Below are 25748 nucleotides of genomic sequence, written 5' to 3' on the forward strand. Positions count from 1 at the left end.
AAGATGTACAAATTAGAAGAACCAATATATTTTTATCTTTTTGCAATTATTCCTGTAATAATTGTGGTTTTCCTATTAGTTTTATGGTGGAAAAAACGAACTCAAAAAAAGTTTGCTAATCCAGCTCTTTTATCTAAAATAGCACCAAACACATCAACCTTTAAATCAGTATTAAAACTTGTTTTCTTTTTAGTAGGATTATCATTTTTAATTCTGTCATTAGTTAACCCTAAAATGGGAACAAAACTAAAAACCGTTAAAAGAGAAGGTGTTGATGTAGTGTTTGCATTAGATGTTTCTAAAAGTATGTTAGCTGAAGATATTGCTCCTAACAGATTAGAAAAAGCAAAACAAATTATATCTAAAACTATTGATAAGTTAGGAAGTGATAGAGTTGGTATTATTATCTATGCAGGTAACGCTTATCCTTTACTACCTATTACCACTGACCATGCTGCAGCAAAAATGTTTTTGCAAAACGCTAATCCAGATATGGTTTCAAGTCAAGGAACAGCTATTAATGAAGCTTTAAATCTAGCAAACACTTATTACGATAACGATGAGCAAACTAATCGTTTTTTAATAATTATTTCTGATGGTGAAGATCACCAAGAAGAAACTAAACAAGTTGCTCAAAATATCGCCAACGAAGGAGTAAAAGTTTACACGGTAGGTGTAGGAACTGAAAAAGGAGGCCCAATTCCTATTAAATTAAATGGCGCGCTTATTGGTTATAAAAAAGACAGAATGGGAGAAACAGTAATTACCCAAAGAAAGCCTGATGTTTTACAAGGAGTTGCTGATGCTTCTGACGGACAATATTTTGATGGTAATAAAACTGAAAATCCAGTAGAAGCCATTGAGAAGATTATTGGAAATGCACAAAAAAATGAATTTGAGACAAAACAATTTTCTGATTATAAAGACCAATTTCAATGGTTTGTAGGAATTGGACTGCTGTTTTTAATTTTAGATATGTTTTTGTTCGATAAGAAAACCAAATGGTTGAAGAAAGTAGATTTGTTTAACGAAGAATCTTAAAGTGTAGTATGAAAAGTTTACAAAATTTAATATTCATTCTAGTTTTTGCAGTTTCTGCAATGGCAAATGCGCAACAAGACACACTTAAACTACAACGTGAAGCACGTGCTTTGTTACGAGAAGGAAACAAACTATACAATAAACAAAAGTTTAGTGATGCTGCTATTGCCTACCGAAAAGCTTTAGGTAAGAACAGCAAGTACGAAAAAGCAAGTTATAATTTTGGTAATACTTTATACCAAGAAAAGAAATACAAAGAAGCTATAGAACAGTTTAAAGTAACTACTGAGACTTCAAAAGACAAAATGGCTCAGGCTGAAGCTTATCACAACATAGGTAATGCTATGATGGAACAAAAGCAATATGAACAAGCTGTTGAAGCCTTTAAAAATTCCTTACGTAGAAATCCGAATGACGATGAAACACGTTATAATTTAGCTGTTGCTCAAAAAGAAGTTAAAAAGCAACAACAAAACCAGAAGGACAACAAGGATAAAAACAAAGACAAAAATAAAGATCAACAAAAACAAAACGACAAAGACAAAAAGAACGACAAAAATAAAGATCAGAAAGGCGACGATAAGGATAAAAAAGATGACAAACAAGATCAGAAAAATGACGATCAAAAAAATCAACAAAAACCTAATCAAGACCAAAAAGACAAACAAAATCAAAAGCCTCAAGGTAAAATGACTCCTGAACAAATGAAACAACTTTTAGAGAGTTTAAATAATGAGGAAAACAAGACGCAGAAAAAAATGAATGCGAAAAAATCAAAAGGAAGAAAAGTAAAACAAGAAAAAGACTGGTAATTTTACAGTTTTTAAAATCTTATTTATTTTTAGACATTTTTGAAAAATAACATGAAGTTGAAAATATACATATCGTTATTAGTTAGTTTTATAACATTAACCATTAATGCGCAAGACGCTGCATTAACGGCTACCGTTAGTAAAAACAAATTGGGTGTAAACCAACGGTTACGTGTTGAGTTTTCAATCAACAAACAAGGAGCAGATAATTTTGAAGCTCCTAACTTCACAAATTTTAAAATAGTTGGTGGTCCTAGTCAATCAGTAAGTCAATCCTGGATTAACGGTAAAGTCTCTTTTAATCAATCATATACTTTCATACTGCAACCTAAAAGAAAAGGAGAATTTAACATCCCTTCAGCCAGTATTGAAATTGATGGAAAAACAATAAAATCAAATCCCGTTAAAATTATTGTTTTAGATGCTGTTGACATTCCCAAAAACCCAAATGACCCTAGTTATATTGCTGAGCAAAATATTCATTTAGTTGCTGAAATTTCTAAATCTAAACCTTATGTTGGCGAGGGAATTTATGTAGAATATCGATTATATTTTAGCGATAATGTTGGTATTTACGACAATGCAATAACCGAAGCCCCACAGTATAACGGTTTCTGGAATCAAGAAATTAAACGTAACGGAATGCCAGTTAAAACAGGCACCTATAATGGAGAGAATTATCGTTACGCTGTTCTACATAAAGCCTTATTAATTCCTACAACTTCTGGAAAACTGACAATCGATCCTATGAAAATGGATATAATTGTGGCAGTTCCTACCGGAAGAGCTGACTTTTTCGGAAATGTAATTACACGTCAAGTTCGTAAAGAGTTTTCTTCTGCTAAGAAGATTGTTAACGCTCAGGCTTTACCTCTCAAGAACAAACCAGAAGACTTCACAGGAGCTGTTGGTGAATTTTCTTTTGATGTTTCTTTAAGTAAAAATACCTTAAAATCAAATGAATCATCACAAATTAAAGTTTCGGTAAATGGTAAAGGAAATTTAAAACTTTTTGAACTTCCAAAAATTGAAACTCCTAAAGAACTAGAAGTTTATCAACCAGAAAGAAAAGAAAACGTTCGTATTACTGGAACTGGATTATCTGGTTCCATTACTGATAACTACACTGTTGTTCCTGAGTTTAAAGGAAAATATAGAATTCCAAAAACTAGCTTTTCTTACTTTAACCCTAAAGAAAAAGTATACCAAACCATCACTACAGATGATTTATACGTTGATGTTTTAGAAGGAAAAGAAGTTCCAACAAACTCTGATGCTAATACAGTAGTCAAGCAAGATATAAAAGTTACAGGTAGTGACTTTAGGTATATTCAAACAAATACTAATTTACAACCTATAAAAACAGATGATTTCTTTAAATCGACCCTATTTTATATTCTTTTGCTACTTCCTATTTTAGCAATTCCCGTTGGAATCGTTATTCAGAAGAAGAAAGAAGAACGTGATAGCGATGTGCTAGGAAACAAACTACGAAAAGCAGACAAGCTTGCTAAGAAATACTTATCAGAAGCACAAAAGCAATTAGGTAATAAAGAAGCTTTTTATGAAGCTCTAGAAAGAGCATTACATAATTACTTAAAAGCAAAACTAGGTGTGGAAACATCTGACATAAGTCGTGAAAAAATTACTGATTTATTAGCTAACAAAAACGTTAATAAAGAAACCATTAATAATTTTATTGAAGTATTTAACGATTGTGATTTTGCTAGATACACTCCAATTACTAATGTGCAAATGAAAGAGGAATATGAAAAAGCAAAACAAGTAATAACGCAATTAGATAGACAGTTATAATGAGAAAGCTAATTATATATTTATTCTTATTTGTGTCAACAATTACGTTAGCACAAAATGCCAACGATTTATTTTCAAACGCTAATTCTTTATACAAAGAAGGTAATTATGAAGAAGCTATTAAACTATACGAGCAAATAGAAGATGAAAATCTAGCATCCTCCGAAGTATATTACAACTTGGGTAATTGTTACTACAAGCTTAATAAAATAGCTCCTGCAATTTATAATTATGAGAAAGCATTACAGTTAAACCCTTTAAATGAAGATGCAAAAAACAACTTAATTATAGCAAGACGCTTAACTCTTGATAGAATTGAGGCATTACCAAAATCAGTTTTTCAAAAATTCAATAAAAGCTACTTACAAAAGTTTACCTATAACACTTGGGCTGTAATTACCATTGTACTTTCTTTTATTGCCTCTATTTTATTTTTACTCTTTTACTTTGCCTATACACCAAGTAAAAAAAGAACTTACTTTACAACTAGTATTTTATCATTTTTACTTTTAAGTATCTCTTTAGTTATTACATATACACAATACAATCAAGCTAAAAACACTACTGAAGCTATTATTTACATTGAAGAAGTTTCTGTTAATAATGAACCTACAGATAGCTCAAATGAGATTTTCACATTACACGAAGGAACCAAGGTTAATGTGCTAGATTCGGTAGATAATTGGAAAAAAATAAAGCTTGCTGATGGTAAAGTCGGATGGGTTAAATCCAAAATTTTAAAAGAACTATAACATTTTAGCGTTAAAAAATTAACTACTTTTGCCTCTAAATAAATAAAAAAATATTGAAATCTAAAATTGCCATCTTTTTTTTCGTACTGTTTGCGAGCATTATTGTTACGCCTTCGATAATTACGTTGGTTGATAAAGATCAAGATATTACTATTTTCTTAAACCTTAGTGAAGAAGAAGAAAACACTAAACACGTTAAGGTAGCTGAACTAAAAGCTCACCCTAATGAAGATTATACTTCTTTTTTATATAAGAAAATCCAAAAAAAGAAAAACGTTAGTTTTCTATCTAAAAACTACGTTTCACAATACCCAAAAATTCTTACCCCACCTCCTGAGTTTTTTACTGCTTAATAATATTTAAGTAAGTACCTCCTACTAGAGGTCTCAAATAGAAAACCTGGAAAAATATTTCAATACGCAGCAATAACACCATTGCTTCATTGAGACATTTTGAGTTTCTCTTATTAAAATCAATCATTTAAATTAAATACGCTCTAAATTTTTATTTGGAGTCTAAACAAACGCATATATTATGTTTAAAACTATTAAAAGCGACTTACCCGCTAGTATTGTTGTATTCTTTGTTGCCTTACCTTTATGTTTAGGTATTGCTTTAGCTAGTGGAGCTCCTCTTTTTTCAGGTGTAATTGCTGGAATTATAGGGGGTACTGTTGTCGGAGCCTTAAGTGGTTCTAAAATTGGAGTTAGTGGCCCTGCAGCTGGTTTAGCTGCCATTGTATTAACTGCTATTGGTGCCTTAGGTGGTTATGAAAACTTCTTAGTAGCTGTTGTATTAGGAGGTATTATTCAAATACTTTTTGGTGTTCTTAAAGCTGGAGTTATTGGTTACTACTTTCCTTCATCAGTAATTAAAGGAATGCTTACCGGTATTGGTATTATTATAATTTTAAAACAAATTCCTCATTTCTTCGGATATGATGCTGAACCAGAAGGAGCAGATAGCTTTATAGAACCTTCAGGTGAAAACACTTTTTCAGCTATTTTAAGTATAACTGATAATATTACCATAGGATCAATGGTTATTGGTTTTATTGGGTTAGCTATTTTAATTCTTTGGGATAAAGTTTTAAGTAAAAAAGGAAAAATATTCCAATTAATTCAAGGACCTTTAGTAGCTGTAGTAACAGGAATTATATTTTTTACAGTAACACAAGGAAATGAAACATTAGCAATACAAGCTTCTCATTTGGTAAGTGTACCAATTCCTGAAAGTTTCGATTCTTTCTTAACACAATTTACATTCCCTGACTTTAGCGCTATTACAAACTATGAAGTTTGGGTAACTGCGTTTACAATTGCATTAGTAGCTAGTTTAGAAACTTTACTTTGTGTTGAAGCTACAGATAAATTAGATCCAGATAAAAATGTAACTCCAACAAATAGAGAATTATTAGCACAAGGAACAGGAAATATCTTATCTGGTTTAATCGGAGGTTTACCTATTACTCAAGTAATTGTTAGAAGTTCTGCCAATATTCAATCAGGAGGTAAATCTAAAATGTCAGCAATTATTCACGGGGTATTATTACTACTATCAGTTATTTTAATTCCTACCTTATTAAATAAAATACCTTTATCTGTTTTAGCAGCAATACTATTAGTTGTTGGCTACAAGTTAGCAAAACCTAGCTTATTTAAACAAATGTTTTCTTTAGGATGGAAACAATTTGTTCCTTTTATTGTAACTGTTTTAGGTATTGTTTTCACCGATTTACTTACAGGAATTTCTTTAGGATTAGCAGTAGGAGTTTTTGTTATCTTAATAAAAAGCTACCAAAACTCTCACTTTTTACATATTGAAGATAAAAGTAATGGTGTACATAAAATAAAAATGACACTTGCTGAAGAAGTAACTTTCTTTAATAAAGGAGCTATTTTAAAAGAGTTAGATAGTTTACCTGAAGACACTCATTTAGAATTAGATGTAAGAAAAACTAGATACTTAGATAATGATATTATTGAAATTTTAGAGGATTTTGCATTCAAAGCAAAAGAAAAAAACATCAATATTAAACTTATTTCAGAACGCGGTGTTGTAGAAAACCCTGAAAGCTTTATTAAATTCTTTAAACTTAGACCTAAAGCAGCGTAAAACCTTAAAATACTTTACAAACAATATTCTTAAACTTGTATTGTTTGTAATAATAAAAACGATATAACATAACTTATAAAAATATATACAATGAAAGCGCACACTAAAGAAACTCAAGCTACAATGACTCCTGAAAAGTCATTACAATACTTAAAAGAAGGAAACCAAAGATTTCAAAACAACTTAAAAGCTAATCGTAATTTATTAGAACAAGTTAACGATACGAGAGAAGGACAATTCCCTTTTGCTACAATTTTAAGCTGTATCGATTCAAGAGTTTCTGCTGAATTAGTTTTCGACCAAGGTTTAGGAGATATTTTTAGTGCAAGAATTGCTGGTAACTTTGTAAACGAAGACATTTTAGGTAGCATGGAGTTTGCTTGTAAATTAGCTGGCACCAAATTAATTGTTGTCTTAGGACACACTAGTTGTGGAGCAGTTAAAGGAGCTTGTGATAATGCTCAATTAGGTAACTTAACTAAAATGTTAGGTAAAATTAAACCAGCTGTAGAAGCTGTAACAGAACCTAAAGATGAAAGCTTGAGAAACTCTTCTAATTTAGAATTTGTAAATAATGTTGCCGAAAAAAACGTACAATTAACTATTGATAGAATCTTAAATGAAAGCGACGTATTAGCAGAAATGCATAAAAACGGTGAAATTATGATTGTTGGAGCTATGTATGATATCAAAGACGGTTCTGTTACTTTTTATGAATAAAGAGTACAACCTATAATTATTATAAAGAGAATCTAAATTTAGTTTTAGGTTCTCTTTTTTTATTAACTTCGGAAGTTGTCTTGCTTAAACAAAAAAAGCAAGAGTAAAAGATTCTTCTAACAAACAATTTTAATACTAATGAATCTATCTAAAATTTTTGAAAACAATAAAGAGTGGGTAAAAAACAAACTCTCTACCAATAAAGATTACTTTAAAAAATTAAATGAAGGACAAAGTCCTGACTTGTTATATATAGGTTGTTCTGATAGTAGAGTTTCCGCAGAAGATTTGATGGGTTCAAGTCCTGGTGAAGTTTTTGTACATAGAAACATTGCTAATATGGTACCTGCAATTGATTTAAATTCCGCTTCAGTAATTGAATATGCTGTTGAACATTTAAAAGTAAACCATATTGTTGTTTGTGGTCACTATTCTTGTGGTGGAGTTAAAGCCGCAATGCAATCTGCTGATTTAGGCCTATTAAACCCATGGTTACGTTACATTAGAGATGTATATCGCTTACACAAAGATGAATTAAATAAGATAAAAGACGAAAATGCCCGCTACGATCGTTTGGTAGATTTAAACGTGCAAGAGCAATGTGTTAACCTCATTAAAACTGCCGCTGTACAAAAAGCTTACAGAGATAGAGGTTTAAAAGTACATGGTTGGGTTTTTGATATTAAAACAGGTAACCTCATCGATTTAAATATCGATTTTGAGCATATTTTAGAAGATATTATGGAAATTTATCATTTAGACTAAAAAAAGCGGATAAAAAATTATCCGCTTTTTTTATATTGTTAGATTTACCTCTTCACTATTATTATCCTCTTGCTCATCCTCGTCTTTTATAATTGAAGGAAAAATTGTTGGAGCAATCTTTTTTACCGGTTTAAATAAAATAGACTCTTCTAGGCTTTCCTCCTTTACAAATGGAATAGTATCATTCATTTTTCCGAAGAAAATAAAAATTACACTTAAAATTAATCCGATTTTTAAAGCTCCGAAAACACCACCTAAAATTTTGTTCAAAATTCCTAAAGCAGCAAAATCAGCTATTTTGGTTAAAATTTTTCCTAATAGTGCTATCGCTACAATTATTACCACAAAAGTTCCTGCAAAAGCCGCTAAAGAAATATACTTTTCATCCCAAGTAACACTGTCTTTTAACCAATCTCCAATAAAGTATGAAAAATGGATAGCTCCATAAACTCCTGCAACCAAAGCAACTAAAGAAGCAACCTCTACAAACAACCCTTTCATTAAACCTCTTACAAAGCCAAAAAGTAGTAATGCAGCAATAATAATATCAAAAGTATTCATAAATATAAAAGCGTTCTACTATAAAATCTATGCTCAAATATACATAACTCATTTGTATCTTTGCTTTTTCAAAAAACACAAATGACAAAAGAAACCAATTTAAAAGAAAAATGGGATTTTGTAATAACTCAGTTATCACAACAATTTGCAGATGGAGATGAACTGAATATTGACGGAATCATCTACTTAATTGGTGTTCAAGAATTAGGGCAAGGACATCGTAAGTTTAAAAAGGATGAAAAAGTCAACCTTATGCATATTGCTATTTGTAAATTATTAGAACCATACGGATACTATGAATTCGATTTTTTTGATAATGATGGATGGCCCCATTATAAAACACTAACTGAATTACCTAACTTAAGACCTGGTGAACAATCGGTTTTAATGAAAGAAGCTATCATTAATTATTTTGAAGTAATTAACTTTTTTGATTAGGTAACACTTAACTTCCTAATCATTTTTGATAACAACTTAGGAAAAAAGCGCTTGGTATATACACCTAGTTTTTCCTTTGCTCCTGCAATATAAACTTCTTCTTTTCTATTTTTTATAGCTTTTAACATCGTCTCGGCAAACCTATCTGGATGTATTCCATTTGCTGTGGCTGTATCCATAGTATTTTGTGGAGTACCATTTCCTGTCAGTGCATTTTTTGACACATTCGTAGTTACAAACCCTGGGCAAACTAACGTAACAGCAATATTATCTTCGTAATGCTCTGCTCTCAAACTATCAAAAAAACCATGCAAAGCATGTTTGGTAGCAGCGTAAGTAGAACGTAATGGAGTTCCTATTTTTCCAACAATACTTGTAGTTACAACAAAGTGTCCCGATTTATTTTCAATAAAATGAGGTAGTAAAGCTTTTGTTAATGACACTGTTCCTAAATAATTAATATCCATTAAACGTTTATCTACTTTTATTGAAGTATCTTTTACTAACGATCGTTGACTTATCCCTCCGTTATTTACTAAAACATCAACTCTCCCAAAAAATGAAATAGCTTCGGTTACCTTATTTGTAAGGTTTTCATAATCTTCTAAATCTAGAGGCAGAATCATAACTTTTTCAGGAACTTTACAAAGTTTTTTCACTTCTCTTAAAAAGCTTTCATTTCTTGAAGATATAATTAACTTTGCTCCATAATTAGATAACGCAACAGCTAGAGATTTACCAATTCCTGAAGAAGCGCCAGTTACCCAAAATATTTGTTCTTTAAAGTTCATGTTTTCAAATAATTAAAAAATCGTTTGTAAAATACGTAAGAAAAAATAAAAGTGGTACACTTCTTGGATAGAAGTTCGTAAATGACTAGTTTTAAAACCTTATTAATAACCCTTTAAAATATTATGATGAAAAAATTACTGGCTCTATTAATATTCACCACATCACTTGTAAATGCTCAGTACACTGTTAAAGGTACTATGACCCCTCCAGATAAAGGAGACTGGGTTATTTTATATAAAATTGAAGGTGCAAAGCAAAAGTTCCTTGCGAATACTACAATTAAGTTTGACACTGTTGCAATAAGTGGTGAAAAACAAGTTTTAGGAAAGTTTAGTTTTGAACTACCTAACACAGCAACTTCTGGAGCCTACAGAGCTACTTATAGAAATACTGGTGCTGGCTTTGTTGATTTTTTCTTCAATAAAGAAAATGTTGAATTCGTTTTCAACCCAAGATACCCTGATCAATCAGTTCTTTTTACCAGCTCTAGAGAAAACAAACTATATAGTGAATACTTACAAGCATATAACGCTGTACAAAAAAAGATAGATTCTTTACAAGCTTCTTATATAGAAACAGAATCAAGAGATGCGAAAAAAGCTTATAAAAAAGAGCTTAAAGAACTTGAAGACGTGCAAGAGATTTATGAAAATAAATCTCAAGGAATGTTAGTAAATAGTTTTATAAAAGCTTCACGCCGATATAATTCATACAATCCTCACAATAATTTACAAGATTATTTATCTGCTACTAGTGAAAACTTTTTTGAGTACATTGACTTTAAAAGCGATGATTTATACAACTCTTCTTTTTTAATTGATAGAATTAACGATTATGTTTTCTATTTAAACTATTCTGAAGATAAAAAAGTTCAACAAAAACTTATTAAGGAATCTATTACCAACGTTATGAAGAAAATTTCTTCTGACAAATTAGAAAAAGCAGTAATTGATTATTTAATTAGTGCACTTACTGATAAGCGTAACGGACCTGCTGTGGATTGGATGTTTGCTGAATATTACGACAAACTTCCTGCAAAAGATCAAGACGCCGATTTTAAGAAGGAAAAACTGGATATATTACTTGCAACTGTAGGTAGAGTAGCTCCTGATTTTTCTTGGGAAGAAGATGGTCAAGAATATAAATTATCAACATTAAACGATGGTAATAAGTATTTACTAGTATTCTGGAGTACTGGTTGTCCACACTGTGTAAAAGAAATTCCTGAACTTTATAAGTTTATGCAGACTCATAAAGAAGTATCTGTAGTTTCTTTTGGTATTGAAAATGAAGAAAACGAATGGGATGAGTTTGTTAAAAACTTACCTGGATGGCATAATGCTATTGGAACGCATCCTGAATATAAATTCGATAACGAAACAGTTAAAAAGTATAACTTACTTGGTACACCTTCTTATTTTATATTAGATAAAGATAAGAACATTATTGCAATGCCTGATCATGAAGAAGATGTAGAAAAGTATTTTAATGGTGACAACAAATAATTTACTTTTAACAACAATATAAAGAAAAGCCCAACAAATTTGTTGGGCTTTTCTTTTTAAAAGTACAAAAATGCATCTTCAATATGTTTTATTACAAACTCGCTTCGTTGTTTAACAACAGCAATAATATCAAACCGAATCTCTACATCTAAATCATTTTTTGTAACATAATCATCAATAGCAGTTACTAATAGTTTTATTTTCTTCGGATTTACAAAATCTTGTGGGTTTCCAAAGTAAGCTGTTGATCTTGTTTTAACTTCTACAACAGCTAAAGTTTCTTCCTTTTGAGCAATAATATCAACCTCAGCTTTTTGAAATCGGTAGTTTTTTTCAACAATAGTATACCCATTCTCAACAAGATAATCCATTGCTAATTGCTCTCCTTTCTTACCAAGTTCATTGTGTTGTGCCATTTAAAAACTTATATTTGAGTAACCTTAAATCTTTTTATCATGAAAAAAAACATGGGAAACACCGATAAAGCTATTAGAACTTTAATCGCTCTAATTATAGCTGCGCTGTCTTACTTTGAATTTATTACAGGAATTTTTGGTAATATCTTACTTGTACTAGCAATTATACTTTTAGTTACTAGTTTGGTAAACTTTTGTCCTTTATATAAGTTATTAGGAATAAACACATGTAAAACAAAAAACAACTAATTAAACTCTAACAAACACTGCTTATCCTTACTTATCGATAATTTAACTTCTCTACCCATTATCAATGCTCTATTATCTGGTTCGTGACCTGCAGGAAAATTAAATAGCACAGGAATATCTTTAGGAACAACCTCTAAAATTAACTGTTCTATCGAGCTTCCCCATGGTGTTGTATTTCTCTTAATTTTAGTCATATCACCAACAACAATCGCTTTAACTTTTGTGAAATATCCAGCCCGTTTTAAGCTTTGCAACATTCTATCGATTGAATATTTATATTCACCTATTTCTTCTATAAACAAAATTTTTCCATCTGTGGAAAGTTGACTGTCTGAGCCTAACATAGAAGCCAAAATAGCTATGTTACCTCCAACTAACTCTCCTGAAACCTCTCCTATCCTATTCTTTTTTGAAGCAGGAATCTCATAACGTAATTTTTCTCCAAATAATGCTTTTTTAAAAGTTGCAATAGTTTCTACTATATCTTCAGAACTCTCTTCCATACTTGTAGCCATCATAGCATGTAAGGTTTCCACTCCTAAGTTATGAATATGATTATGAAACGCTGTAATATCAGAATAACCAATAACCCATTTAGGATGCTTTTTAAACTCAGTAAAATCTAACTTGTCCAAAATTCTCACAGAACCATATCCTCCACGTGCACTCCAAATTGCCTTAATACTAGGATTATCCAATGCATCTTGAAAATCTTGACATCGCTCTTCATCAGTACCAGCAAAATGATCATTCTGATTAAACATATATTTACCATATACTACTCTCAACCCCCAGCTTTCTGCTAATTTTTTAGCTTTATCAATAGTAGGTTTACGGTTTTTTAAAATTCCAGCAGGAGCAAGAATTGCAATAGTATCTCCTTTTTGCAAGTATGGTGGTGTGGTTAACTTCATAATTTCATTTTGCGCATAGACTGATGTAATTATCAGTAAAAAAAATAAGATGAAAATTCTTTTTTCCATAAACAAGTCTCTTTTCTTGATCTTAAAGGTTTAAAATCCATCAAATGTACCTAATTTATAACAGTATAAAAAATTGCTTTTTCGTACTTTTGCGCTTTAATTTTAGTAGAAAAAAACATGAGTACACCAAAAAGATATACAATTACAGCAGCATTACCTTATACAAATGGACCAATCCATATTGGACATTTAGCAGGTGTATATGTTCCTGGAGATATTTATGCGCGTTATCTGCGTCAAAAAGGAAAAGACGTAGCATATATTTGTGGTTCTGATGAACACGGAGTTGCGATACCTATGCGTGCTAAAAAAGAAGGTGTTTCTCCACAAGATATTATTGATAAGTATAACGGAATTATCAAAAAATCATTTGAAGATTTCGGTATTTCTTTCGATAACTATTCTCGTACCTCGGCTGAAATCCATCATAAAACAGCTTCTGATTTCTTCACGAAGTTATACAACGATGGTGAGTTTACTGAAGAAGTTACCCAACAACTATATGACGAAGAAGCAAATCAGTTTTTAGCAGATCGTTTTGTGATTGGTACATGCCCTAAGTGTGGAAACGAAGAAAGTTATGGAGACCAATGTGAAAAATGTGGTACAAGTCATAATGCTACTGATTTAATTAATCCTAAATCAGCTATTACTGGAAATGTTCCTACCTTAAAAGAAACTAAACACTGGTTTTTACCATTAGATAAACATGAAGCTTTTTTACGTGAATGGATTTTAGAAAGCCATAAAAATGACTGGAAACCAAATGTATTAGGACAATGTAAATCTTGGATTGATGACGGTTTACGTCCGCGTGCGGTAACCCGTGATTTAGATTGGGGTATTCCTGTACCTGTGGAAGGTGCTGATGGAAAAGTATTATATGTATGGTTCGACGCTCCTATTGGTTACATCTCTTCTACTAAAGAATGGGCAGAACGAGAAGGTAAAAACTGGGAAGATTATTGGAAAAAAGACGACACTAAATTAGTCCACTTTATTGGTAAAGATAATATTGTATTTCACTGTATCATTTTCCCTGCAATGCTAAAGGCACATGGCGACTTTATTCTACCAGATAATGTACCTGCAAATGAGTTCTTAAATTTAGAAGGAAATAAGCTATCGACTTCTAAAAACTGGGCGGTTTGGTTACATGAATATTTAGAAGAGTTTCCTAATCAGCAAGATGTATTGCGTTATACCTTAACAGCCAATGCTCCTGAAAATAAAGACAACGATTTTACTTGGAAAGATTTTCAAGCAAAAAACAATAACGAGTTAGTTGCTATTTTTGGAAATTTCATCAATCGTGTGGTAGTATTAACAAACAAATACTACAACGGAGTAATTCCTGAAGCTGGTGATTTATCAGAAGTTGATAAAGATACCTTAGAACAATTAAAACAGTTCCCTGATATAATTGCTAAATCTATAGAACGTTATCGTTTTAGAGAGGCTTCTCAAGAAATGATGAATTTAGCTCGCTTAGGTAACAAATATTTAGCTGATGAGGAACCATGGAAGGTAATTAAGGTTGATGAAGAGCGAACCAAAACCATTATGAATATTGCCTTGCAAATCGCAGCAGGTTTAGCAGTAGTATCAGAACCGTTTTTACCGTTTACCTCAGGTAAATTAAAGTCAATTTTAAATATTGACGACAATCTTTCTTGGAATGATATTGCTGAAAAAGATATTTTATTACCTGCTGATCATCAAATTAATAAAGCTGAATTATTGTTTTCTAAAATTGAAGACACTGCAATTCAAGCACAGTTAGATAAATTAGAAGCTACAAAAAAAGCTAACGAAGCTGAGAATAAGGTAGTAGAACCTCAAAAGGATACTATTGAATTTGATGATTTTACTAAAATGGATATTCGAATAGGGACTATTGTTGCAGCTGAAAAAGTAGCTAAAACAAAAAAACTACTAAAACTTACCGTAGATGTAGGCATTGACACACGTACTATTGTTTCTGGAATTGCTGAAAGCTTTAAACCGGAAGATATCGTGGGGCAGCAAGTATCTGTACTATGTAATTTAGCTCCAAGAAAATTACGTGGTGTAGAAAGCCAAGGAATGATTTTAATGACAGATACTCCTGATGGTAAATTAGCCTTTGTGCAACCTTCAGAAAAGGTAAACAACGGAGAGTTTATTGCTTAAAAACGAAATCTCTTTTTATTTACATATACAAAACCTTGCTAAAAAGTGAGGTTTTGTTTTTTTTATATCTTTATTAAAGAAATTTTAACCCCTTACTTATCTATCATAAAGCATTTTAAAGCTACAGCTTCATTAAATTTCAAATTTATCTTATAACACACTTAATTTAAGGCATCATTTTTGAAGAATTCTGAATTCATTGCTAAAAAAATTACATGAAAACTGAAGTCATATTCTACAAAAAAAAGCTAATCAAAATCTTTAAATTATTTTTATTTATTAATCTCCTTTTTATTAAAACCTTCTCCTTTGCACAAAAACAAAAAAGCAATTTAATAATCAATAATTTTCAAAACTATGCTTCTGAATATAGAGAACTAGCCTATTCTCAACTTAATAAATCTACCTACATAAAAGGAGAAACTTTGGGATTTTGTAGTTATATAATTGATAAAGCTAAAAAAACACCTTCACTCTTAACTAAAAACCTGTATTGTGTTATTACAGATGAAAACAACCAAATTATTAAGAGCAAATTAATTAAAGTTAATCGAGGAATTGCATATAACTCGTTTGGAATCGACAGTCTTTTTTCTAGTGGAAAATATACTTTTAAAGCATATACAAACTGGATGAAAAACTTTAATGAGCCCAATGCTTTTATTGAATCTTTTAAAGTTATAGATCCAGAAAAAAAATCTTACTTAAAAAGAAGTACTCTTTCCAACTCAATAGATGCCCAATTTTTACCCGAAGGAGGTCACTTTGTTAATAATATAAAAACCAAAGTAGGAGTTACTATAAAGGATAATAACGGATATGGTATTCCGAATGTTGTAGGCGAAGTATACGATTCTAACAACACCTCTATTGCCACTTTTAAAACAAATTTTGTAGGTATTTGTAATTTTTCTTTACTTCCAAAGACGAAACAAAATTACATAGTTAAAATTACTCATTTAGATAAAGAATACAAACACACTATTACAGGAGCTAAAAGCAAAGGAGTTTCGATTAAACTAAGCCAAGTAAACAACAAAGTTCTTGTAGAATTAAATACAAATCAAGAAACATTAAAAAACATTAAAAACAAACCTTTTAAATTAATTATACATAATGGAGATATTATAAAAGAAGGTGTAGTTAAATTTAACAAAACTGGTTTTATTAAAATAATTGATCAAAAAAACTTACTTCCTGGTATAAATATTTTTACTCTTTTTGACGAGAACAACAATCCTATTTTAGAACGTCTATTTTTTAATTATAAAGGTATTGAAACGTTAAGTTTAGAGGAGGCTAAGTTTTCAAGAAAAGAAGATTCTTTACAAATTAACGTTCCCTTTTCTCAACCATCTTACAATACTAAAAACGATTTACACCTAAGTGTATCTGTACTACCAAAAGAAACTAAAGCTTATCAAAAAAACCATAATATAATTTCTTACACACACCTACAACCATATGTTAAAGGATATGTAGAAAATGCGGGGTATTATTTCACTAATATTAATAGAAAAAAGAAATATCATTTAGACAATTTACTCCTCACTCAAGGTTGGAGTAGTTATGATTGGAACTCTATTTTTGAAAACAACACTTCAAGTCGATTTGCTTTTGAAAATGGTATTACCATTAAAGTAAATAAAAACAATATTAATAACTCTGAATTTTTTATTTCTCCATTAAAGCTTAGTAATCCAAGTATTATAAACATCCAAGAAAATAAAAAGTATTTTATTGAAGACGGCTTGTATCCATTAGAAGAAGAATCTTTAAAATTAAGTGTACTAAATAAAAAGGGGAAACTAATTAAACCTAATTTATATGTTCAATTTTCTCCTAATAAAATTCCTTTAATTAATAACTATTTAAAAACATCTTTACCTCCCAAAAACAGTTATTATTCTTATGAGTTTAAGACTAGCCCTTTTTCATACTCTAATCTTGATGAATATCAAAACCTAGACGAAGCCATTATTAATGTAAATTTAAGACAACAAAGAATCGATAAGATTCAATCTAAAAATTGGGGTGATATTTATTTAATAGATGACTCTCATAGAAGGTTTAATTTAAGATTATCTAACTATATCACTTCATATGTAATGGGTTTTACAGTTACTGAATATATGGGGCAATTTATTTTAAGTAAAAGTTCAGGAAAATCATCTTTCAGCTCCGCTCCTCCAACCGTTTACTTAGACGATGTGATTCAGTCAAATCTTGACTTTTTACATCATTTCAGTATGGATGACATAGATTATCTGATTGCAAATCGACATGGATTTGGTGAGGGCATGCGTGGATCTAATGGAGTTTTAAAAATTTACACTCGAAAAACTTCAAACATAAAAAGAAAAATTGACAATAATAGGAAGTTTGATTTTCCATTAACCTTTTCAAGTAACAAAAAGTTTTACACTCCTAAATACACGACTTACAACACTTCTTTTTACAAAGAATATGGTGTAATAAACTGGATTCCTAATGTTATGTTAGACAATGAAGGAAATTTAAGTTTTAAAATACACAACCCTGCTAATACAAACATCCTTCTTTTTATAGAAGGGATTACCCAAGACGGAAAATATATTGTAGCTAAAAAAATATTAAATATTGATTCTAATAAATAAGACAGAGAGACTTGTCAAAAAATAAAAAGCACTCCTAAAAAAAGTGATATTGGTTACACTATTTTTAAATATAAAGATTTTTATATCAGAAGTGATTATACCCCTAGTGACAAAACATATCACTTAAGAAAATTCACAAGATAAATTAACCTTTTACTATATTTGAAACCTCGCTATTCATGCGAGTTTTTTTTATTTAAAATAACTTTCAATGCAACTCATCTCATATATAACCTCTCGTACTCAAATTTCACAAAAATCAATTCAAAATACGATTGAATTATTAAACGAGGATTGTACAGTTCCTTTTATAGCCCGTTACCGAAAAGAAAAAACAGGTAATTTAGATGAAGTTGAAATTGGACAAATAGTTCAACTTAAAGAGCAATTTGAAGCCTTAGAAAAACGAAAGGCAGCCATTTTAAAAGCTATTGAAGAACAAGATGCTTTAACAGACGAGTTGAAAGCTAAAATTGAAAAAACTGAAGATTTAACCACTTTAGAAGACATTTACCTTCCCTATAAAAAGAAACGTAAAACTAAAGCAGAAACCGCTCGTAAAAATGGCTTAGAACCTTTGGCGAAAATGATTATGAGTCAACGTGTAAACGATTTAGACTACACGGCTTCAAAATATATAAATAACGAAGTTGAATCTGAAGAAAAAGCTTTAGAAGGCGCTCGTCATATTATTGCGGAATGGATTAATGAACGAACTGATATCCGTAATAACATTCGTTACCAATTAGAACGTTTTGCTACCATTGCAACCAAGATTATCAAAACTAAAAAAGACGAGGAAGCAGCTCAAAAATTTAAAGATTATTTTGATTGGGAAGAAAACCTAAGTCGTATTCCTTCTCACCGATTATTAGCTATTTTACGTGCCGAAAAAGAAGGTTTTATTCGTGTTAAGATTATTATTGATGATGAACGAACGCTTCAAAAAATAGAAGACAGAATTATTCGCTCACACAACGAATGTGCTGAACAAATTGAAATAGCAATTGCTGACGCTTATAAACGTTTACTTTTTCCTGCTTTATCTAATGAAGCTTTGTCTCTTGCCAAAGAGAAAGCTGACGAAAGTGCTATCAAAGTATTTACTAAAAACTTACAACAATTACTATTAGGGTCACCTTTGGGTGAAAAACGAATTTTAGCCATTGACCCTGGATTTAGAACAGGTTGTAAAGTAGTGTGTTTAAGTGCTCAAGGAGATTTACTACATAACGAAACTATTTTCCCTCATGCTCCTCAACATCAATCTAAAGAAGCAATGAATAAAATTAGCTCTTTAGCCGATGCTTATAAAATCGAAGCTATTGCGATTGGTAATGGAACTGCTTCCAGAGAAACAGAGCAATTAGTGAAACGTGTGTATTTTAAAAATCCTGTAGAAGTATTTGTAGTAAGTGAAGCAGGAGCTTCTATTTATTCTGCTTCAAAAATTGCACGAGATGAATTTCCTAATTATGATGTAACAGTTCGTGGTGCAGTTTCAATCGGACGTCGATTAGCTGATCCTTTAGCTGAATTGGTTAAAATTGAAGCTAAATCAATCGGCGTTGGGCAATATCAACACGATGTAGATCAAACACAACTAAAAAAATCGTTAGATACCGTAGTTGAACACTGTGTAAACAAAGTTGGTGTAAATGTTAATACAGCTAGTGCTTCTTTATTGAGTTATGTTTCAGGTATTGGTCCTAAGCTAGCAGAAAACATCGTGAATTACCGAAATGAACATGGTGCTTTTACTAACAGAACCGCTATTAAAAAAGTGCCTCGCTTGGGAGGAAAAGCTTTTGAACAATCAGCTGGGTTTCTTAGGGTAAAAAATAGTGACAATTCTTTAGATGATTCAGCAGTACACCCTGAACGCTATGCATTAGTAAAACAAATAGCAAAAGATGCTGGTAAAAAAGTAGATGATTTAATTGGAAACTCTTCTGCATTAAAACAAATTAAATTACAACAATACGTAACTGATTCTTACGGACTACCTACACTACAGGATATTGTAAAAGAATTGGAAAAACCAGGGTTAGATCCTCGTGAAAAAGCCAAAGCTTTTAGCTTTAACGAACATATTAAAACGATTGATGATGTAAAAGAAGGTATGATACTTCCAGGCATTGTAAACAACATTACCAATTTTGGTTGTTTTGTTGATATTGGAATTAAAGAAAGTGGTTTAGTGCATGTTTCTAATCTATCTGATACTTTTGTTAAAGATGTAAATGAGCATGTAAGCTTGCATCAACACGTTCAAGTTAAAGTATTAGAAGTTGATGCTACAAGAAAACGTATTCAATTAAGTATGAATTATTAAATAAAAAAACGAGCTAATTAATTAGCTCGTTTTTCCCAATCAAAATCAACAAAAGGAATATGGCTTCCTTTAATTGACACGTTTTATAACCAACCTTCTATCATTTGCTTCTAAAACCACCTCTGTTTCAGAAGTTGTAGCAACTGCCCATTCTTTATTAAATTCATTTACAGGAGCATCAGAAAAATTTAATGCTAACACATTAGCATCACTCGATACTTCCCAGGTACCTTCAATAATAACTCCATCTTTTTTTGCTTTAACAATATTATCTGAATAAAAATAAAGTTGATAATTTGCATAATTTTCTGTTTCGTCTACTCCATTATTTTTATAGCTTTCAACTGCCCATACACTTCCATCAGCTAATAAAATATCACTTAATTCATCTTTTACAATAGAGCATTGACTTTTAAAACGAAGATGGTTTCCTTCAAGTAATAAACGTATACTTACTTCCCCTGAATCTTCTTTGACTTCATGTAAGTACCACATTGCATTGAAATCTGGATAATCGGGGATATTTATTGTAAATTTAATATCGTTTTCACTACCTGATGCTTCCCAGGTTCCTTCTGAAATATTTCCGTTATTATTTACTTTAATTACACCATTTTCTGTGAAAGAAAAAACAAACATTTTAAACTCCTCTGTAAGATATTGCTCGTTGATGTATAATTTCTCTACTATCCATTCATTACAATTTGCAAATATTTCTTTTACTGCTTCTATAGAACAATCATCACAATCATCATCATTATAATCATTATCATCATCTTCGTCACAACTGTTTTTTGCTGCTTCAATAGCTTCTTCTAATTCTTGCATATTGTTTATATACACATAAGTATCACCATTTAAAATCACTTTAAAAGGGAAATTAATGGTTACAGCAGTGTAGTCTTCTAAATCTTCAATTAACTCATGCATCTCTTCATCATTATTAACTTTGATTGTAAGTACTAGTTCGTAATTAGAATCGAATACAGATGCTGTAAGTGGGTAGTAAAAATCTAGACATTCAATATCATCATCTTCTTCATTATCTCCTTTACAGTTTTGTGCTAAAGCTTCTAATTCTTCGTCAGAATTAACCGTTTTTACAGTATAATCACTTAGTATTACTTCAATAGGATAAGAAATAACAATAGAATCAACATCATCATCAAAAAGATCAAAAAGATCTTCAATTTCTTCATAACCATCTTCATCATTTACCGTTATTTCTTTTGAATTTACGGTAACTGTTACTGGTAATTTTACGCTTAAACAACTAGCACCATCTATAATATTATCGTCAGAACCATCTTTTGTAACGGTACTTTTCATTAAGTTAGCTACTTTAGAGTTTGCTGCAAGGGCATTTTGTATTGGTGGATCTATAATTTGAATCTCTTCTGTTCTACATGAAGATAGAAATAGTATAATACTTAATACTAATAGGGTGGATTTTAAAAGTTTCATAATTTCAGGGTAATTTATTTGTTTTAGTTTAACTTATTATTGCAATTGCCTTTATTATAAAACAACTAACTTCTTTAATATCCCGAAAATTTTTTTTTATACCTTTCTAAACCTAAAAAACTTATTTTAATTTGTCTAAGCCTCTACATAATAACATTTGTGATAAAAAAAGGTTTTCGTTACTTTATGAAAAGTATGCCCAAGAATTGAGTAATTTCCTTTACTATAAATATGGAAATACTTTAAACCCTAGCGACAAAACTCAGGATGCTTTTATAAAGTTATGGGAAAACTGTGCAAAAGTACTTCCTGAAAAAGCCAAATCTTTTCTTTATACTGTAGCTAATAACTTAATGTTAAATGCGGTAAAACATCAGAAGGTGGTTTTTAAACATCAAGAAATAAAACCAAAGGATTACACCAACGAGTCACCTGAGTTTATACTTCGTAAAAAAGAGTTTTTACAGCGTTATGAAAAAGCACTATCAAATTTAAAGGAAGAAGAACGTGCAGCTTTTATGTTGAGTAAAATAGAAGGTAAGACTCATAAAGAAATAGGAGAAATTTTGGGGGTTACCAAAAAGGTTGCCGAACATAGGATTTATTCGGCATTTAAAAAATTAAAAGATCAATTAGGCGATTTTAAATAAAAGTTTTGGGATTTTCTCAAAGTAAAGTGTTTTATTAATACAGGCAATCACTCATGGAGAAGGATTATTTAATACAAAAATGGTTACGTAACGAGTTAACTAAAGAAGAACAAGCAGCCTTTAACGCACTAAAGGAAGCTAAGCTCTATGAAGAAATTATTGAAGAAAGTCAGCGCTTTAAAGCTGATAAACATATTTCCATCCCAGCTTTTGAAGTTTTAGAAAATCGTTTATCTGATAAAAAAACTATAACCTCAGCAAGCTGGTTGACACTAATTTATAAAATTGCAGCAATCGTTATTATTAGCTTAGGTGTTTTCTACTTTTTTAATAATAAAAAGTCTGAGTATTTTCAAACTAAATATAGTGAAAACAAAACCGTTGTGCTACCTGATAATTCTATTGTAGAATTAAATGAGCTTTCTAGTCTTAAATACAATGCTAGTACATGGAAAAAGCAAAGGAGCTTACTATTAAATGGTGAAGCATACTTTGATGTAGAAAAAGGGATGCGTTTCGATGTTAAAACTTCTAATGGAATTGTTAGTGTTTTAGGAACTGAATTTAATGTACTTGATAGAGATAGCATTTTTAAAGTTTCTTGTTACGAAGGACTAGTAAAGGTTAATTATAAAAATAAAATTACAAAACTACCAGCTGGAAAAGAACTTATTATAGTTAGAGGAACTGAACAGCATACTCAAACTGTTTTAGCTCAACCAAAATGGCTAAAAAACATGAGTATTTTTGAAGATGTATTGTTTACTGATGTCGTTTTTGAACTCGAACAGCAATATAACGTCAAAATACATATTAACCTTACAGGTGATGATCAAATGAAGTTTACAGGCGCATTTACAAACAACAACCTAGACAGCGCACTAAAATCTATTACTCATCCTTTTAATTTATCTTACGAAATTAAAAATAAGAAACAGATCATTATTTGGAATGAATAACAATAATTTTTTCTTTTTTTTAATATTCTTCTGGTCTTTTTCTTTTGGCTTTCAAGCACAAATAGTTACAGAGAAAATACCTCTTAAAAAAGTATTAAAACAAATTGCCAATACACACAATATTCAATTCAATTATAATAGTAATTCAATCAATAATATATTGGTGTCTTCTATTCCTAAAAAATTGAGTCTAAAAGAAAAACTTAAAGAATTAGAAGATCAAACAGATCTTATTTTTACACGTTTAAACACTCAAATAATTGCAGTTTCATCTTCAGTAAAAATTTGTGGTTATTTAAAGGATGCTACTACAAATACTGCTTTAATTGGAGCTACTATTAAAGCTGAAACTAACTATACAACAACTGATAATAATGGTTTTTTTGAGCTTAAAGTTAGGAGAACTTCAGAAACAGTAAGCATTCGGTTTATTGGATATCACACAATTAAAAAATTATCAAGTGACTTGTTTTCTAAAAACTGTAACGTATTGTATTTGAGAGAACATCAAGAACTAATTCCTGATGTTACCATTAACGGATATTTAGTAAAAGGGATTGATAAAACCATTAATGGTAATACCGTTATTGATTTTTCTAAATTCACACTACTTCCAGGATTGATAGAAACTGATGTACTACAAACTGTTCAAGCTTTACCGGGCATTCAAAGTGTTGATGAAACAGTTTCAAACATAACTATAAGAGGTGGTTCTCATGATCAAAACCTTATTTTATGGGATGATATAAAAATGTATCAAACAGGACACTTTTTTGGGTTAATTTCTAGTTTTAATCCAAAGATCACACAAAATGTTCAAGTGATTACTAATGGTACTTCTGCGTCTTATTCTAATGGTGTTTCAGGCACCATACACATGAAAACTGAAGATATATTACAAACAGCTTTTACAGGAAGTTTTAGTATTAATTTTATAAATGCTAATATTTTTACCGATATCCCACTAGGTAAAAAGTCTTCACTTCAACTTGCTGCTAGAAGATCCATTGACGACTGGATAAAAACCCCAACATATCACAATTACTTTAAACGTGTTACACAAAGTACCGAAATAGAAAACAACGAGAAAAATGTTACCAACTCAAACCAAGAGTTTAATTTTTACGACACTTCTTTACGATGGTTATATACTCCCAGCGATAAAGACTTTATTCGGGTAAATTTTATTTTAATTGATAACAGCCTAACTTTTGATGAAACAGCTGTTGTAAGCAACTCAATAGAAACCAAACAAAGTAGTTTATCACAAAAAAGTATTGCTAGTGGTATTAATTATCGCCGAAAATGGAACTCTAAATTTAGCACAACCTTAAATATTTATGAGACTGATTATACACTTCAAGCTATTAATGCAAATATTTTAGATAGTCAGCGTTTTTTACAAGAGAATATTGTTTCTGAAACAGGCATAAAACTAGAAGGTAACTATACCAATAATAGCTGGAAATACAATAGTGGTTATAGTTTTACTGAAACACAAATTACCAACCTTAATGATGTTGATAACCCCAGGTTTGTAAGACTATATTCCAACGTTATTAGAGAACATGCTGTGTTTGGACAAACACAATATCAAAACTCAAATGCCAATATTATAATAAAACCAGGAGTACGTGTTAATTATATTGAGAAGTTTAAAGAAACTTTCATAGAACCCCGGTTAAATATTCATAAGAAAATAAATGATACTTTTTCTGTAGAAGTTTTAGGAGAATTTAAACATCAAAATGTTTCTCAAATAATAAATTTTCAAAATGATTTCTTAGGAATTGAAAAACGTAGATGGCAGCTATCTGACAATGATAGTATTCCTATAATAAGAAGTAAACAAGCCTCTGTAGGTTTTACTTATAAAAAGAAACAATGGCTTCTCGACGCTACAGGTTATTACAAGGCTATTGACGGCATTACCACTCAAAGTCAAAGTTTCACCACTAAATATGAGTTTAGTAAAAATAAAGGGAGTTATAACGCTCTAGGGATTGATTTTTTATTGAGAAAAAACTTTAAAAATCTGAACACTTGGTTAAGTTATTCTTTTATTAAAAACACGTATTCTTTTGATAATTTAGTAGAGAAAAAATTTCCTAGTAATTTTGATATCACTCACACTGTTACATTAGGAAGTACTTATTCTAACGAGTATTTCAATATTTCTTTGGGGTTAAATTATACTTCTGGAAAACCTACAACTCAGCCTATTTTTGGAAGTGAAATTACTAATGATAAGATTAATTTTGATACAGCTAATAGCAGTAAAATTGATAATTACTTAAGAGCTGACGCTTCTGCTATGTACAAAAAGCAAATAACCGATAAGATAAATGTAGATGTTGGAGTTTCAGTATGGAACTTATTTAATACCCGAAATACTCTTAATAATTATTATAGGGTAGAAAATAATAGTGCTAATAAATATGCACGTTATTCATTAGGTACAACTCCCAATTTCTTACTAAAATTAAACTTTTAACATTTGTCTCTTAATTCAAAAAGCAGTATAAAGTTTAAACTTTATACTGCTTTTATCTTTATAATTTATTAAGA

The 25748-nt window shown here is 30.5% G+C and carries 22 protein-coding genes; 17 read left to right on the forward strand and 5 right to left on the reverse strand.

The features are described 5' to 3' along the window. Positions 1 to 3: 3 nt before the first annotated feature. The 8 genes from VBY68_RS12345 (at position 4) to VBY68_RS12380 (ending at position 8020) form a co-directional block, all read left to right on the forward strand. Positions 4 to 1041 (forward strand): VWA domain-containing protein, encoded by a 1038-nt coding sequence (locus tag VBY68_RS12345; protein WP_176550561.1) that lies wholly within the window; start codon positions 4 to 6, stop codon positions 1039 to 1041. 8 nt (positions 1042 to 1049) lie between these two features. Further along, a complete protein-coding gene (locus VBY68_RS12350) occupies positions 1050 to 1853 on the forward strand; it encodes a tetratricopeptide repeat protein (RefSeq protein ID WP_415269904.1) in 804 nt (267 codons plus the stop codon). 51 nt (positions 1854 to 1904) lie between these two features. Next, positions 1905 to 3668: a BatD family protein gene (locus tag VBY68_RS12355; protein ID WP_273694658.1), complete on the forward strand. Its 1764-nt coding sequence runs from the start codon at positions 1905 to 1907 to the stop codon at positions 3666 to 3668. Beyond that, entirely contained in the window at positions 3668 to 4420 is a 753-nt protein-coding gene (locus tag VBY68_RS12360; protein WP_415269905.1) for an SH3 domain-containing protein, read from the forward strand. The genes VBY68_RS12355 and VBY68_RS12360 overlap by 1 nt, the downstream gene beginning before the upstream one ends. Before the next feature lie 53 nt (positions 4421 to 4473). Continuing rightward, positions 4474 to 4773, forward strand: coding sequence for a hypothetical protein (locus VBY68_RS12365; RefSeq protein WP_415269906.1), 300 nt, complete (start codon positions 4474 to 4476; stop codon positions 4771 to 4773). Between the two features lie 181 nt (positions 4774 to 4954). Further along, complete coding sequence (locus VBY68_RS12370; protein WP_099215156.1) at positions 4955 to 6535, forward strand: SulP family inorganic anion transporter; 1581 nt, start codon at positions 4955 to 4957, stop codon at positions 6533 to 6535. A 90-nt stretch (positions 6536 to 6625) separates the two neighbouring features. Continuing rightward, complete coding sequence (locus VBY68_RS12375) at positions 6626 to 7255, forward strand: carbonic anhydrase family protein (protein ID WP_121146627.1); 630 nt, start codon at positions 6626 to 6628, stop codon at positions 7253 to 7255. Positions 7256 to 7393: 138 nt separating this feature from the next. After that, complete coding sequence (locus tag VBY68_RS12380; RefSeq protein WP_099215154.1) at positions 7394 to 8020, forward strand: carbonic anhydrase; 627 nt, start codon at positions 7394 to 7396, stop codon at positions 8018 to 8020. A gap of 30 nt (positions 8021 to 8050) precedes the next feature. Here the strand turns inward: VBY68_RS12380 and VBY68_RS12385 are convergent, their stop codons facing one another. Further along, entirely contained in the window at positions 8051 to 8581 is a 531-nt protein-coding gene (locus VBY68_RS12385; protein WP_121146626.1) for a CvpA family protein, read from the reverse strand. A gap of 81 nt (positions 8582 to 8662) precedes the next feature. On the opposite strand from VBY68_RS12385, the gene VBY68_RS12390 reads away from it, so the two are divergent. Continuing rightward, positions 8663 to 9019, forward strand: a complete 357-nt coding sequence (locus tag VBY68_RS12390; protein ID WP_124588187.1) for a hypothetical protein — start codon at positions 8663 to 8665, stop codon at positions 9017 to 9019. Here the strand turns inward: VBY68_RS12390 and VBY68_RS12395 are convergent. Continuing rightward, on the reverse strand, positions 9016 to 9810 hold the full coding sequence (locus VBY68_RS12395; RefSeq protein WP_415269907.1) for an SDR family oxidoreductase: 795 nt from the start codon (positions 9808 to 9810) through the stop codon (positions 9016 to 9018). The two genes, VBY68_RS12390 and VBY68_RS12395, sit on opposite strands and share 4 nt — an antisense overlap. Positions 9811 to 9933: 123 nt before the next feature. On the opposite strand from VBY68_RS12395, the gene VBY68_RS12400 reads away from it, so the two are divergent. Further along, positions 9934 to 11316 (forward strand): TlpA family protein disulfide reductase, encoded by a 1383-nt coding sequence (locus VBY68_RS12400; protein WP_415269908.1) that lies wholly within the window; start codon positions 9934 to 9936, stop codon positions 11314 to 11316. Positions 11317 to 11372: 56 nt separating this feature from the next. Here VBY68_RS12400 and VBY68_RS12405 read toward each other — a convergent pair whose 3' ends face one another. Beyond that, positions 11373 to 11732, reverse strand: coding sequence for a YraN family protein (locus tag VBY68_RS12405; RefSeq protein ID WP_415269909.1), 360 nt, complete (start codon positions 11730 to 11732; stop codon positions 11373 to 11375). Positions 11733 to 11771: 39 nt separating this feature from the next. Between VBY68_RS12405 and VBY68_RS12410 the strand changes: the two genes are divergently transcribed. After that, a complete protein-coding gene (locus VBY68_RS12410) occupies positions 11772 to 11981 on the forward strand; it encodes a YgaP family membrane protein (protein WP_099215148.1) in 210 nt (69 codons plus the stop codon). Here the strand turns inward: VBY68_RS12410 and VBY68_RS12415 are convergent. After that, positions 11978 to 12964, reverse strand: a complete 987-nt coding sequence (locus VBY68_RS12415; RefSeq protein WP_415269910.1) for a S66 peptidase family protein — start codon at positions 12962 to 12964, stop codon at positions 11978 to 11980. The two genes, VBY68_RS12410 and VBY68_RS12415, sit on opposite strands and share 4 nt — an antisense overlap. Positions 12965 to 13081: 117 nt before the next feature. Between VBY68_RS12415 and metG the strand changes: the two genes are divergently transcribed. The 3 genes from metG to VBY68_RS12430 all read left to right on the forward strand — a co-directional run bounded on the left by metG (position 13082) and on the right by VBY68_RS12430 (position 20107). Then, entirely contained in the window at positions 13082 to 15136 is a 2055-nt protein-coding gene (metG, locus tag VBY68_RS12420) for a methionine--tRNA ligase (RefSeq protein WP_415269911.1), read from the forward strand. 215 nt (positions 15137 to 15351) lie between these two features. Further along, on the forward strand, positions 15352 to 17772 hold the full coding sequence (locus VBY68_RS12425; RefSeq protein ID WP_415269912.1) for a collagen binding domain-containing protein: 2421 nt from the start codon (positions 15352 to 15354) through the stop codon (positions 17770 to 17772). 211 nt (positions 17773 to 17983) lie between these two features. Continuing rightward, positions 17984 to 20107, forward strand: a complete 2124-nt coding sequence (locus tag VBY68_RS12430) for a Tex family protein (protein ID WP_415269913.1) — start codon at positions 17984 to 17986, stop codon at positions 20105 to 20107. Positions 20108 to 20176: 69 nt separating this feature from the next. On the opposite strand, the gene VBY68_RS12435 is transcribed toward VBY68_RS12430, so the two are convergent. Next, positions 20177 to 21571, reverse strand: a complete 1395-nt coding sequence (locus VBY68_RS12435) for a hypothetical protein (RefSeq protein ID WP_415269914.1) — start codon at positions 21569 to 21571, stop codon at positions 20177 to 20179. A 131-nt stretch (positions 21572 to 21702) separates the two neighbouring features. Between VBY68_RS12435 and VBY68_RS12440 the strand changes: the two genes are divergently transcribed. From VBY68_RS12440 to VBY68_RS12450, 3 genes are read left to right on the forward strand one after another with little or no spacing between them, the layout of a single operon-like run. Next, the gene (locus tag VBY68_RS12440; protein WP_415269915.1) at positions 21703 to 22221 is read left to right on the forward strand and encodes an RNA polymerase sigma factor; all 519 of its coding nucleotides are present in this window, start codon (positions 21703 to 21705) and stop codon (positions 22219 to 22221) included. 53 nt (positions 22222 to 22274) lie between these two features. Continuing rightward, positions 22275 to 23180: a FecR family protein gene (locus VBY68_RS12445; RefSeq protein ID WP_415269916.1), complete on the forward strand. Its 906-nt coding sequence runs from the start codon at positions 22275 to 22277 to the stop codon at positions 23178 to 23180. After that, a complete protein-coding gene (locus VBY68_RS12450; RefSeq protein WP_415269917.1) occupies positions 23173 to 25674 on the forward strand; it encodes a TonB-dependent receptor in 2502 nt (833 codons plus the stop codon). Before VBY68_RS12445 ends, VBY68_RS12450 begins: the two co-directional genes overlap by 8 nt. Positions 25675 to 25748: the final 74 nt, after the last annotated feature.

Source organism: Tenacibaculum ascidiaceicola (assembly GCF_047470925.1).
Classification (GTDB): domain Bacteria; phylum Bacteroidota; class Bacteroidia; order Flavobacteriales; family Flavobacteriaceae; genus Polaribacter; species Polaribacter discolor.